The organism is Flavobacterium ardleyense (assembly GCF_042686085.1).
In the GTDB taxonomy this organism is placed as follows: Bacteria; Bacteroidota; Bacteroidia; order Flavobacteriales; family Flavobacteriaceae; genus Flavobacterium; species Flavobacterium ardleyense.
In genome coordinates, this window is sequence record NZ_JBHUOL010000018.1 from 202,152 (window position 1) to 215,479 (window position 13,328).

Genomic DNA, 13,328 nt, shown 5'->3' on the forward strand with positions numbered 1-13,328 from the left:
TCTATGTTCGACTTTAGACTTCATGTTTTTAATACGGTTGCGAAAAAATTAAACTTTTCAAAAGCTTCAGAAGAGTTATTTATTTCGCAACCTGCTGTTACAAAACACATTCAAGAATTAGAACATCATTTTAAAGTCAAGCTTTTTGAACGTCATGGTAATACTATTTCAATCACAACCGCAGGAATAGCACTTTTAAAAAATACCGAAAAAATCATAGAATTATATCGAAAATTAGAATTTGATATGAATTTATTGATTAATGAAAGTAGCGGAAAACTTAGAATTGGAGCAAGTACAACAATTGCGCAAAATATTCTACCCCTAATTTTAGCAGGTTTTAAAGAAAAGCATAAAAATATCCAAATTTCACTATCTGTAAATAATTCTGAACACATTGAAAGTGCTTTACTAGAAAAAAAGATAGATATTGGAATTATTGAGGGCCAGTCTAAAAAAAGAACACTCAAGTATGACAAGTTTTTAAAAGATGAACTCGTTTTAGTTTGTAAACAAAACTCCAACTTATTTAAGTCCGAAGTAATTCATCCAAAAGAATTGCCTCATTTACCTTTACTTTTAAGAGAATCAGGTTCTGGAACTTTAGAAGTGATTTTACACGCGCTAAAACCTTTTGGAATAAAATTAGCCGATTTAAATGTAGAAATGCAATTGGCAAGTTCTGAAAGCATCAAGTTATACCTTTTGAATTCTGAAAGTTGTGCTTTTCTGTCTTTACATTCAATTTTTAGAGAACTGAAAAACAATGAATTAAAAATTGTAGAGATTGAAGATCTAGTAATTCACCGAGATTTTTACTTTATTCAAACCCAAGGTCAAAATGATAGCTTGGCCTCGGAATTTTTAAATTATGCAAAACAGTATAACTTTTCGTTATAGCATATTAGTAGAAACGATTTCCTTTTAGTGTTTTTTCGAAACAACTTTGTAGCGTAAAATTAAATGATTTACTTATGAAATCAACCGAAAATACAAACAGTAGTTTTTTAACTAAACCTATTTTCAATTCAAATATTACTCCACAAAAAATAATTTTTGTTGCCGTTTTAGCCCTTTGTTTTTTACCTTTTATATCACCGCCAATTGCGCTTCTTTTAGGTTTACTAATTGCACAATTTGTTGGACATCCTTTCTTATCTTCTAATAATAAAATAGTCCAACTTCTGTTGAAATTTTCTGTAGTGGGATTAGGTTTTGGAATGAACGCAAATAGTGCTTTAAAAGCGGGAAAAGAAGGCTTTATATTTACTGTGTTTTCAATTATGCTGACTTTTGTTTTGGGTTATTTAGTATCCAAACTTTTAAAAATCGAAAAGAAAACGTCGTTTTTAATTTCGGGAGGAACGGCTATTTGTGGTGGAAGTGCCATTGCAGCCATTGCTCCTGCTATCAAAGCGGAAGAAAAACAAATTTCAGTAGCTTTAGGAACAATTTTTATTTTAAATTCAATTGCTTTATTTGTCTTTCCGTTCATTGGACATTTGGTGAATTTAGATGCTTCTCAATTTGGTTTATGGTGTGCAATTGCTATTCACGATACAAGTTCAGTAGTTGGAGCCGCCGCAAAATTTGGACCCGAAGCATTAGAAGTAGCGACAACCGTAAAATTAGCTAGAGCTTTATGGATTATTCCAATTTCACTGCTATCTATCGTACTATTTAAAAGCAAGGAAAGCAAGGTTAAAATTCCATACTTTATTGGGTTATTTGTATTGGCGATGTTAGCCAATTCGTATATTCCGATGGTAAGCCAGTTCAGTTCGTATATTACTACTATAGCTAAAATCGGATTAACAATTACCTTATTTTTAATTGGAAGTGGTTTGTCAATGAAGGTAATATCTTCAGTAGGAATTAAACCTTTATTACTAGGTATTATACTTTGGATTTGTATTTCGGCAACTTCTTTGTGGGTAATAATTTCGATGTACTAGTTACTACTTCGAACTTGTTTCAAAAAATTAATAGTTACGTCAATGGCCGATTCCAATATTAATTTCAATCATTCATTTTTTTAATGAATTAAATACGATTGAATTAAATAAGTTACAATTCCAGCGATATATCCAACGAAGGCTAAAGGTGCAATATTTTTAAGATACCACATAAATGTAATCTTTTCTTTCTCCATGATAGCTACACCAGCAGCAGAACCAATAATCAACATGCTTCCACCCGTTCCAGCACATAACGCAATAAATTTCCATAATGAATTATCTAGCGGGTATTCTGATAGTGAAAACATTCCTTGAGTTGCTGCCACTAAACTTCCATTATCTATTATAGATGACAAGAAACCAATTGCTATTACCATGGCATTATTGCTTTCTAAGTTATGCTCTAGAAATTGTGCCATTTGAGATAAAATTTTAGCTTCCTGAAGGGCAAAAACCATCAATAAGATTCCCATAAAATACAAAATTGAGCTCACATCTACTTTAGCTAATGCTGATGCAACTGAAAACCTATCTTTTTCTTCTTGCGTTTTATTTCTGTGGTAATTAATAGAAACTAAAGAAACAAAAGCTAATGATATTAAAATACCAATAAAAGGTGGCAATCCTGTAACTGTTTTAATTACTGGAACCATTACCAAACCGAAAACTCCTGCTAGAAAAACACTTACGCTTCCGCGCATTTTTTCTTCTCGCTTTACTTCGGCCATAGAAATTTGAGCTCTTAAAACGGCAAATCCTTTCATTTTAAAACCAGCAAAAATCAAGGGAACTACTAAAACCATAATTGAAGGTAAAATCAAAATTTTTACAATACCAAAAGCACTGACTTGTCCTCCTATCCATAATAAGGTCGTAGTTACATCACCTATAGGACTAAAAGCTCCTCCTGCATTAGCTGCAATAACTACCAATTCCTGCTAAAAGCATTCTAATTTCGCCCTTAGGCATCAGCTTTTTCAAAAGCGTAATCATAATAATCGTGGTTGCTAAATTGTCTAATAGAGCAGATAAAACGAATGTCACAATTCCTACAATCCATAATAATTTTAAAACAGATTTTGTTCTAATTCGATGGGTAATTACAGTAAAACCTTTGTGTAAATCAATTTGTTCAACAATTGACATTGCTCCTAAAAGGAAAATTAATAAGCCTGAAATCTCACCAAAGTAACTAATTAATTTCTCAGATACTTAATGCGGATCACCTTCGTTAAATACAGCTAAAACAACCCAGCACAGTGCTCCAGTTAAAATAGCAGTTATAGTTTTATTAATTCGAATAGGCGCTTCAAGAATCACTGCTAAGTAACCGAATAAAGCAACAAGAAGTAGAATTGTTATCATCTGTGGGGCGATTAAAAATCTGAGCTAAATTTAAATTAAAAAATTAACATACTTTTATTAATCGTTATTTATTTTTTTGAATCAGTAAAACAAATAAACATTTATTACATTTGTAGGATAAAGAGAATAAATTATGTCTGTAGCAAAAAAAGATTACAAAAGAATTACAACAAAAACGCTTATTGAAATGAAAGAACACGGAGAGAAAATCTCTATGTTAACTGCCTATGATTTTACTATGGCAAAAATTGTCGATAGCGCTGGTGTTGATGTTATTTTAGTAGGCGACTCAGCAAGTAATGTAATGGCAGGTCATGAAACTACACTTCCTATTACATTAGACCAAATGATCTATCACGCTTCAAGTGTGGTTAGAGCTTGTGAGAGAGCTTTGGTTGTAGTTGATTTACCTTTCGGAAGTTATCAATCTGATCCTAAAGAAGCTTTGCGTTCATCAATTAGAATCATGAAAGAAAGTGGCGGACATGCTGTAAAATTAGAAGGTGGAAGCGAAATTAAAGATTCGATCAAAAAAATATTAAATGCCGGTATTCCAGTTATGGGACATTTGGGATTGACACCTCAATCAATTTATAAATTTGGTACCTATACTGTTCGTGCAAAAGAAGACGAAGAAGCAGATAAATTACTAGAAGATGCTAAAATGCTTGAAAGAATAGGCTGTTTTGCATTAGTATTAGAGAAAATTCCTGCTCATCTAGCCGAAAAGGTAGCAAAAAGCATATCAATCCCAGTTATTGGAATTGGAGCTGGTGGTGGCGTTGATGGTCAAGTTTTAGTAATTCATGATATGTTAGGAATGAATAACGAATTTAATCCGCGTTTTTTACGTCGTTATCTTGATTTATATGAACAAATGACAGGAGCTATTGGTAAATATGTTGAAGATGTAAAGTCTAAAGATTTTCCAAATACTAGTGAACAATACTAGGAAGGCATCTCAATAGTAAATTAAGAACACAAAAAGTTTTGACAGAAAAAGTAGTTTCTAAAAAAGATAATCTTCAAATCCTTCACGAAGACAATCATATTATTGTGATTAATAAACGCGTAGGTGATATTGTACAAGGCGATAAAACAGGTGATAAACCGTTATCTGAAATCGTCAAGGAATATATCAAAGATAAATATAACAAGCCGGGTGATGTTTTTTTAGGTGTAGTTCATCGTTTAGATCGACCTACATCTGGAATTATAGTTTTTGCTAAAACTTCGAAAGCCCTCACCCGTTTGAATGAAACCTTTAAAAATAGAGAAACTCAAAAAACATATTGGGCTGTTGTAAAAAATTGCCCACCAAAAGAAAAAGAGACCTTACATCATTTCTTAAAACGCAACACAAAAAACAATACTTCAAAAGCGCATTTAAAAGAGGTTCCTGAAAGTAAATCAGCTACCCTTACTTATGAAATTATCAAAAAACTAGATAACTATTATGTGTTAGAAATTGATTTGCATACGGGAAGACATCACCAAATTAGAGCCCAATTGCAAGCGATTGGTTGCCCAATAAAAGGGGATTTAAAATATGGTTTTGACCGAAGCAATCCAGATGGAGGTATTCATTTACATGCGCGTAAACTAGTAATAACGCATCCTGTTTCAAAAGAAGTTTTAACTTTTATTGCCAATGCTCCTAAAGAAGTACTTTGGAATTCAGTAAATTAAGTAAAAAATTAGATATTTAAGAATATTTTTATTATTTTTATTTAAGGTAAAACGGATTCCATGGAAAATTTTTCAGCACCAAATAACGAAGATAAAGAAAAAATCAAATCACTTGAAGCTGAATTGGCATTCTATAAAAACAAAGATTCCCTACACGATAATTTCCAATATTTTTTCAACCAAACTACAGATTTAGTATGTATCGCCAATCTTGATGGCTTTTATGTTAAAGTAAACGCTGCTTTTATAAAAGCGTTGGGATATGCAGAGGAAGATCTTATTTCAAAACCTTTTATAAGTTTTGTTCATCCAGATGATGTTGCTAAAACTTTAGCTGAACTACAAAATTTAAAAGAGGGTACAAACACCGTTAACTTTGGGAACCGATATCTTAAAAAAAATGGAGATAGCATATATTTACAATGGATTGCCACGATCAATACAACAACGAGAATAGTTTTTGGAATTGCTAGAGATATTACAGAAATTAATAAAACCCAAGAAAAGCTTGCGTTAAGTGAAAGTTTGCTTAACGAATCTCAGAAAATGGCTAAAATTGGAAGTTGGAATTTCGATTTGATGACTCAGGAATTACATTGGTCTGATGAAATGTATAATATTTTTGAGATTGATAAAGACTCGGATAGTTTTCTGTATAAAAAATTTCTTGAAAGGTTATCTAAAGATGTTGTCTATTATCTTACAAAGCTAACGAATGAAGCAATTCACAACAAAAAATCTTATGAAATTGAGCAGGTTATAACATTACCAGATGGCAGGGAAAAATGGATATCAGGTATTGGAAAACCTATCTTAAATGAGGAAGGAAAAGTAGTAAAGTTAAGAGGTAATGCAAGAGACATCACGGCTCAAAAAGAAAGAGATAATGCAATAAAAGATAAGGAATCAGCAGAATTAGCCAATCAAGCAAAATCAGATTTTCTAACTAACGTAAGTCATGAAATTCGAACCCCTTTAAATGGGATAATTGGTTTTTCAGATTTGCTATTAAAAACAGAATTAGATATAAATCAACAGGTTTATATGAGCACAATAAATGAATCTGGCAATTTACTACTTGATATAATTACCGATATTTTAGATTTCTCGAAAATTGAATCTGGTAAGTTTGAAATGTATAAAGAGACTGTTGAATTAAAAGCTTTAGCCTATCAAATAATAGATTTATTTAAAAGTCATTCAATTAATAAGCAAATAGATTTAAAAGTAGAATTTGGTGAAGAACTTCCCGATTATATTTTTGCAGACTCCGTTCGCTTAAAACAAGTGCTAATTAATTTAATTGGAAATGCCATAAAATTCACACATTATGGACAAGTAGTTTTAAAAATCGAAGAAATAAAGAAGGTTAAAAACACCTACTCTACAATTAGATTTTCAGTGATTGACACAGGAATTGGAATAAAAAAAGAAAATTTAGCTAAAATATTTCACTCATTTGTTCAGGAAGATCTATCTACCAATAAACGTTTTGGAGGAACAGGTTTAGGATTATCAATTTCAAATAAAATACTAGAAAAAAATAAAAGTAAAATTCAAGTAACTAGTAAATTAGGAGAAGGAAGTAATTTTTATTTTAATGTGACCTTTAAAATTTCTGAGGCTCCAGAACCTGAGAGTTTAAAAAAGATTGTCACAGTTACACAACAGAAAGATGAAGCTCATAAATTTAGCAAACTACTAAATGTATTAATAGTTGAAGACAACAAAATAAATATGCTACTTTGTAAAAAAATGGTTCATATTATTTTACCTAATAGTACAATATTTGAAGCTGAAAATGGTCAAATTGCTTTAGAAATACTTGAAAAAACGCCAATTGACTTAATTCTTTTAGACATTCAAATGCCCGTAAAAAACGGTTATGAAACTACAATTGAAATAAGAAATAATAATAAATTAAAAAAAATACCTATCATTGCAATTACTGCCGGAATTATGGTTAGTGAAAAAGAAAAATGTCTGGAATATGGAATGGATGATTACATTTCAAAACCTTACAAATTAACTGAATTACAAAGTGTTATCAATAAATATATTTAGAAAAATGAAACTTATCAAAATTATTTTCGCTACTAGTTTAATTACTACCTCTCTATTTTCTCAAGAGCATTTTAGTGGTATTTCAACTTCTAAAAGAGGTGGTTTACTAAATGCTGCTAACAATCCGGCAGAATTAGTAAATATGTCAACAACTTATGAAGTCAATCTTTTTAATTTTTCTATTGCTATGGCAAATGATAGATTATCAATTAATGATTTCATAAAAGGTGATAATTTAGATGAAAAAATGTTTGCAGGCAACGGCGTAGTTAACTTACGTTTGGATGCTCAAATAAATGGACCTGCATTTGCAATTAAAAAAGGAAAATGGGGATTTGGAATAAATTCTTTAGCCAATATAAAAGCCAATGTTGTTAACGTTGATGCTAAATTAGGAGATGCTATTAAAAACGGAGAGTTAAGTAATTTATTCACACAAACTGTTATATCATCAAGTGAAAACCAAAGAATAAATGCTACTACTTGGGGAGAATTAAGTGTTAATGTTGCCAGAAATCTTGTGGATTTACCAGAACATAAAATAAACGTAGGAACAAATTTACGTTTATTATTTCCTGGAGGTTATGCTAACTTTGCTGCGGATAATTTAAATGGTACAATCGTTAATAGTTTAGGAAATATATCGTTAATGAATACTTCTGCAAATATTAATATCGCTTATGCCGGTGTTTTAGCTAATAATTTTGATGATCAAAGTAACTACAACGAATTTTTCTCACAAGGGATAAATGGTTTTGCATTAGATTTAGGTTTTAACTACAGATGGCAAGACGAAAATGACAGCAGTAGTTATAAAGTAAATGCTGGTTTATCTGTAAAAAACATGGGAGCAATGACTTTTAAATCGGATAATAATTTAAACAAAAATTATGCTTTAAATGTAAGCGGTATTCAAAGTTTAGATTTAAATCAGTTTGATGGTGTAGAAAGCATGACAGAGATTGAAGCAATCATAAATGATCCTATAAATGCTGCATACTTTCAAACTACTTCTAGTGCTGCTGATTTCAAAGTAAAATTACCGACAGTTATTAATGCGTATGCTGATGTAAGATTAACTAAAAAATGGTTCGTAACTGGAAGTATCTATCAAAAAGTATCAGATGATTCAAAAAGCGACCTTACTACAACACAAAATTCATATACATTAATCCCAAGATTTACTTCTGGATGGTTTGAAGCTTATGCACCATTAGCGTCAAATGAAATTTCTGGATTTACAAGTGGAATTGGTTTCAGATTAGCTGGATTTTTTATCGGGTCTAACAGTGCAATTTCTGCTTTAGCCACTGACGGAAAACAAGCGGATCTTTACTTAGGTGTACGTTTTGGATTTTAATCCTTCATAAAAAATAAAAACACATGGTAGTTATTTTAAATTACCAGAAAACCAAAATAAAACTTTAAAACCAACTTAAAACTTCACCATGAAAAAAAGTATTGATCAGAAACTACAGAGCGGTTATCCATTAGAATTAGGGAAAATTATAGAAGAAAGCTTCGAAAGATATAAACAGACATTCGTTCTATCAGGAATTGCAACAATAATTATTGCTGTGATAATGATACTTATTTATGTTGGATATTTTGGAATTTTGTATGGTTTTGGAGATTTTTCTAAAACAATGGCCGACTTAGAAATGGGTAAATCTAATGTTACAATGATTATTATAAATGCTAGTGTAGGGGTTTTGATAGGATCATTATCTGCACCTATTGTAGCTGGATTCATTAATGTCAATCATCTCGCAAAAAATAATAAAGAATTTGGATTAGGCTCATTTTTTGATTTTTATAAAACTACTTTCTTTAAAGATATTTTCTTAAATCAATTGCTGATTTCAGTTTTCTTAAATGCTACTGTAGCGATTTTAACAATTAACAATAGCCCATTTCTTGCATTGTCCTTACAAATTATAGTTGCATTATTTACTATTTTTTGTATTCCTCTAATTATTTATGGCCAGCAAAATTATATGGACGCTCTAGTTAAATCAATAGGGTTATTTCTAAAAAATCCATTTGTTATTCTTATTGCATTTATTGTTGGTGCATTAGGTATTTTAGTTGGGTTAATTGGTCTTTGTATTGGTATCTTTTTTACTATACCATTTTATTTTTCAGTTATATATACCATATACGAGCAGGCAATTGGATTTAATGATAAATCAGTTATAGACGAAATTGGATTAGAGTAAGAAAAAATCTAAAACTATTATTGATTTGAATATAGTTTTATATTATTTTTTTATATTTGATTTTGTTAAAAACACTAAAAAAGTTAAATTATGAAATGGAGAGGAAGACGTCAAAGTGACAACGTAGAAGATAGACGAGGAATGTCTGGTGGTGGAAAAACGATTATTGGAGGAGGAATAATTGGAATTGTCATATTGCTACTTAATACTTTTGGTGGAGATAACATGAAAATGCTTACACCTGTTTTAGAACAGTTTAATCAGCAACAAAGTGCCCCTACAGAACAAAGAGAACTTACGGCAGCAGAAAAAGATATGGGAGAATTTGTTTCTACCGTTTTAGCAGATACAGAAGACATTTGGACGAAAGTATTTGCAGAAAACAATCTTGGAATTTACAAACAGCCTAAAATGGTTTTGTTCTCAGGTTCAGTTGAAACGGCATGTGGTGGCGCAAGTTCAGCATCAGGACCATTCTATTGTCCTGGTGATCAAAAAGTATATATGGACTTAACATTTTTCGAAGAACTTCGTACAAAATTCGGAGCTAAAGGAGGTGATTTTGCAATTGCTTACGTCATCGCGCATGAAGTGGGACATCACGTACAAACTTTAGTAGGAACTTCTGCTAAGATGAGAAAACTACAACAAGGAAAAAGCGAAAAAGAGGCTAATAGGCTTTCTGTTTGTTTAGAATTGCAAGCTGATTTTTATGGTGGACTTTGGGCACATTACAATAAAAAATATCTTGAATTTGGTGATATAGAAGAAGCTATTGATGCTGCACAAGCTGTTGGTGATGATGCTATTCAGAGTAAAATGCAAGGTCATGTCGTTCCTGATTCTTTTACGCACGGAACTTCGGCACAACGAAAAAAATGGTTTAAAAAGGGTTTTGAAACTGGAGATATCCAATTAGGTGATACCTTTGCCGAAGAATTATAATAATAAATCTACAATTATTTAAAAGAGTTACTTTCCGGTAACTCTTTTTTTTATGGAAAAATTCTATTTGCTAAAAAAACATTATTTAAAGAATAGAAACAGTACAATAGAACAAATGAATTTTTACGTTTTTCTTTATAAAATGTTGTAAATGATATTTTTATTCAATTTTTATAAGAACAGAAGATAGCATTTTATGAAGATAATAACCGTTTAATAAAGCTTAGACAAAGTATTTAAAGATTTTACTTTAGACAGCCGACTTTAATTTCATTAACCAAATTTGTAAATGAAGGAGAATAAAAAAAAATATTCTTGAAGATGATTTGAAAAGATTATTAGATTCCACTGATAATGTACAGTTGCAACTTCAAAAAACTTCAAATAAACAAACCGATTTTTTTTACTCATATTTGAAAATGATACGGATAAAACACATTTAATTCAAAATGAATTTTTCTATTGCAAATATTTTTTGTAATTTTGTTTAACTTTTACGAATAAAACTTAAACAAATGATTATTTCTTCTAAAAAAGAGTTTACAGAAATTGAAATTGATAGGATTATAGAAATGGCTTGGGAAGACAGAACACCATTTGAGGCCATAAACTTTCAATTTAGTTTAAAGGAAGCCGATGTAAAAGTTCTAATGAAAAAAGAGCTAAAATTCAGCAGTTATAAATTATGGCGAAAAAGAGTTGAAAACTGCAAAACGAAACATTTAGCAAAAAGAGCAGAAGGCATTGACCGATTCAAATGTAAACTGCAAAGAGCTATTACAAATAATAAAATTTCTAAAAGATGAGCAAAATTCCTGATAACGTAGTTTATTCCGAAGAAAATGGATACAATGCCAATGTATTAGCATATGCTACAAGCGTAGGTGCGCCCGCAATAAAAATGGACAATGTCATAGATTGGAAAAATAAGGGAGTACGAAACGTGAATAAAGAATTTGAAACCAAGTTCAATGAGCTTAAAGTTCAATATGAGGAATTAATGCTAGAATACGAATGGAATGAAATTGTATATAATGCAAAATTCTCATTTGAACCTGTAATTGGAGAAATATATCATTTATATTTAGGTAAAGACGGAGCAAATTTCCTTTCTTTAATTGATCCAGCGAGTTGGAATAAAGAACACATTGGATCATTCAAATTAAACAGCAACAAGAAATGGATTCATCTGGACTCCAAAGATGATAACTTTTTTTAATCATTAAAATACTACCGTAAAACTAAACTTGTTTCAGAATCTGAAACAAGTTTATCAAATTAGTTTATTATGTTCCGACCACCTAACGCTATCCCAACCAACCTTCCCTATCCAAACTACGATATTGAATAGCTTCGGCGATATGATGTGATTGTAGTGTTTCAACATCTTCTAAATCAGCAATAGTTCTTGCCACTTTTAAAATCCTATCGTATGCTCTAGCCGATAAATTTAAACGTTCCATTGCGGTCTTTAATAATTGTAAAGAAACTTCATCCAGAACACAAAACTCACGAATTAGTTTACTGCTTAACTGAGCGTTGTAATGTATAGAATCATAAGATTCAAAACGTAACGATTGAATTTTTCTAGCTTTAGTGACTCTTTTTCTGATTTCGTTGCTGCATTCTGCTTTACGTGTTTCTGTTAATTTTTCAAACGGAACTGGCGTAACTTCGATATGAATATCAATTCTATCTAATAATGGACCTGATATTTTACCTAAATAACGTTGCATTTCCATAGGAGAAGAACTTGATCTTGAGCTTGGATCATTGAAATAGCCACTCGGACTTGGGTTCATACTCGCCACCAACATAAAAGAAGACGGATAAGTTATAGTGAATTTCGCTCTCGAAATTGTAACTTCTCGATCCTCTAAGGGTTGACGCATCACTTCTAAAACTTCTCGCTTAAATTCAGGTAATTCGTCTAAAAATAGAACGCCATTGTGTGCCAAGGAAATTTCTCCAGGTTGCGGATAACTCCCACCTCCTACTAAACTCACGCTTGAAGCTGTATGATGCGGACTTCGGAAAGGGCGTTGTGCCATCAATCCCACATTTTTAGTTTTTCCGGCAACGGAATGAATCTTAGTGGTTTCTAAAGCTTCTCGCATGGTCATTGGCGGTAAAATACTAGGTAATCTTTTGGCTAACATGGTTTTACCGGATCCTGGCGGACCAATTAAAATAATATTATGACCACCAGCCGCCGCAATTTCCATACAACGTTTAATGCCTTCTTGGCCTTTTACATCTGAAAAATCGTGTTCAGGAAAATCTAAAGTTTTATTAAATTCTTCATCTGTATCAATTTTTGTTGGAATCAGTTCTTCTTTACCTTCGAAAAAATTAATAACCTGCAAAACATTATCAACGCCATAAACGTCAAGTCCTTCTACAATCGCGGCTTCTTTTACATTTTGGAATGGTAAAATTAAACCTTTAAAACCTTCTTCTTTCGCCTTAATTGCAATCGATAAAGCTCCTTTTATGGGTTGCATTCCACCATCAAGCGATAGTTCGCCCATAATTACATACTTATGAATTTCTTCCGATTTTATTTGGGATGATGCTGCTAAAATTCCGATGGCAATCGTTAAATCGTAGGCAGAACCTTCTTTACGCAAATCGGCCGGAGCCATATTAATCGTGATTTTTTTACCTGGAAAATTATAATTATTATTTTTAAGAGCAGCAGCAATTCGATAACTGCTTTCTTTAATTGCGGAATCTGGTAAACCTACCAAGTGGTAGCCAATTCCTTTGTCGATATTTACTTCTACGGTGATCGTAGTAGCCTCAACGCCAAAAACGGCGCTTCCGAATACTTTTACTAACATGGCTTATAATTTTTTAAATGGCTTATATAATACAAATATTCGCAAAATATTTTTAATTTTCCTAATAAGCTCAATTAAAAGATTCAAATTGACTATTAAAACTTATAAATTAACACTTTAAACCTTTTAAATATTTTTTTGTACCTTTGCACTCGTTATAATTCAATAAGTCTTAATCGAGACTTTTAAGGTGAAAACCTTTCTATAAAAACAATTCCTCTTTCAGCTGCTATGCTGAAAGCCTT

The 13,328-nt window shown here is 31.4% G+C and carries 14 protein-coding genes; 10 read left to right on the top strand and 4 right to left on the bottom strand.

All coding sequences use genetic code 11. The features are described 5' to 3' along the window. Positions 1–3: 3 nt before the first annotated feature. Both ACFSX9_RS10870 and ACFSX9_RS10875 read left to right on the top strand, forming a co-directional pair. Entirely contained in the window at positions 4–900 is an 897-nt protein-coding gene (locus ACFSX9_RS10870; RefSeq protein ID WP_379807541.1) for a LysR substrate-binding domain-containing protein, read from the top strand. 74 nt (positions 901–974) lie between these two features. Then, positions 975–1,955, top strand: coding sequence for a YeiH family protein (locus ACFSX9_RS10875; protein WP_379807543.1), 981 nt, complete (start codon positions 975–977; stop codon positions 1,953–1,955). An 80-nt stretch (positions 1,956–2,035) separates the two neighbouring features. On the opposite strand, the gene ACFSX9_RS10880 is transcribed toward ACFSX9_RS10875, so the two are convergent. The 3 genes from ACFSX9_RS10880 to ACFSX9_RS10890 all read right to left on the bottom strand — a co-directional run bounded on the left by ACFSX9_RS10880 (position 2,036) and on the right by ACFSX9_RS10890 (position 3,323). Next, the gene (locus ACFSX9_RS10880) at positions 2,036–2,890 is read right to left on the bottom strand and encodes an SLC13 family permease (RefSeq protein ID WP_379807545.1); all 855 of its coding nucleotides are present in this window, start codon (positions 2,888–2,890) and stop codon (positions 2,036–2,038) included. Then, positions 2,871–3,104, bottom strand: a complete 234-nt coding sequence (locus ACFSX9_RS10885; protein WP_379807547.1) for a hypothetical protein — start codon at positions 3,102–3,104, stop codon at positions 2,871–2,873. The genes ACFSX9_RS10880 and ACFSX9_RS10885 overlap by 20 nt, the downstream gene beginning before the upstream one ends. A gap of 66 nt (positions 3,105–3,170) precedes the next feature. Beyond that, a complete protein-coding gene (locus ACFSX9_RS10890) occupies positions 3,171–3,323 on the bottom strand; it encodes a hypothetical protein (RefSeq protein WP_379807549.1) in 153 nt (50 codons plus the stop codon). Positions 3,324–3,456: 133 nt separating this feature from the next. Between ACFSX9_RS10890 and panB the strand changes: the two genes are divergently transcribed. From panB to ACFSX9_RS10930, 8 genes are all read left to right on the top strand, one after another. Beyond that, positions 3,457–4,275 carry a 3-methyl-2-oxobutanoate hydroxymethyltransferase gene (gene panB / locus ACFSX9_RS10895; protein ID WP_379807551.1) on the top strand — a complete coding sequence of 273 codons (819 nt, stop codon included), beginning with the start codon at positions 3,457–3,459 and terminating at the stop codon, positions 4,273–4,275. Positions 4,276–4,313: 38 nt separating this feature from the next. Next, positions 4,314–5,012, top strand: coding sequence for an RluA family pseudouridine synthase (locus ACFSX9_RS10900; protein ID WP_379807553.1), 699 nt, complete (start codon positions 4,314–4,316; stop codon positions 5,010–5,012). A 60-nt stretch (positions 5,013–5,072) separates the two neighbouring features. Continuing rightward, entirely contained in the window at positions 5,073–7,076 is a 2,004-nt protein-coding gene (locus ACFSX9_RS10905) for a response regulator (protein WP_379807555.1), read from the top strand. Between the two features lie 4 nt (positions 7,077–7,080). After that, the gene (locus ACFSX9_RS10910) at positions 7,081–8,436 is read left to right on the top strand and encodes a hypothetical protein (RefSeq protein ID WP_379807557.1); all 1,356 of its coding nucleotides are present in this window, start codon (positions 7,081–7,083) and stop codon (positions 8,434–8,436) included. Positions 8,437–8,524: 88 nt separating this feature from the next. Next, the gene (locus ACFSX9_RS10915; protein WP_379807559.1) at positions 8,525–9,295 is read left to right on the top strand and encodes a DUF2189 domain-containing protein; all 771 of its coding nucleotides are present in this window, start codon (positions 8,525–8,527) and stop codon (positions 9,293–9,295) included. Positions 9,296–9,385: 90 nt separating this feature from the next. Then, complete coding sequence (gene ypfJ, locus ACFSX9_RS10920) at positions 9,386–10,240, top strand: KPN_02809 family neutral zinc metallopeptidase (RefSeq protein ID WP_379807561.1); 855 nt, start codon at positions 9,386–9,388, stop codon at positions 10,238–10,240. A 515-nt stretch (positions 10,241–10,755) separates the two neighbouring features. Next, on the top strand, positions 10,756–11,046 hold the full coding sequence (locus ACFSX9_RS10925; RefSeq protein ID WP_379807563.1) for a TIGR03643 family protein: 291 nt from the start codon (positions 10,756–10,758) through the stop codon (positions 11,044–11,046). Further along, the gene (locus ACFSX9_RS10930; RefSeq protein WP_379807565.1) at positions 11,043–11,459 is read left to right on the top strand and encodes a DUF2452 domain-containing protein; all 417 of its coding nucleotides are present in this window, start codon (positions 11,043–11,045) and stop codon (positions 11,457–11,459) included. The genes ACFSX9_RS10925 and ACFSX9_RS10930 overlap by 4 nt, the downstream gene beginning before the upstream one ends. An 88-nt stretch (positions 11,460–11,547) precedes the next feature. On the opposite strand, the gene ACFSX9_RS10935 is transcribed toward ACFSX9_RS10930, so the two are convergent. Beyond that, positions 11,548–13,083 (bottom strand): YifB family Mg chelatase-like AAA ATPase, encoded by a 1,536-nt coding sequence (locus ACFSX9_RS10935; RefSeq protein ID WP_379807567.1) that lies wholly within the window; start codon positions 13,081–13,083, stop codon positions 11,548–11,550. Positions 13,084–13,328: the final 245 nt, after the last annotated feature.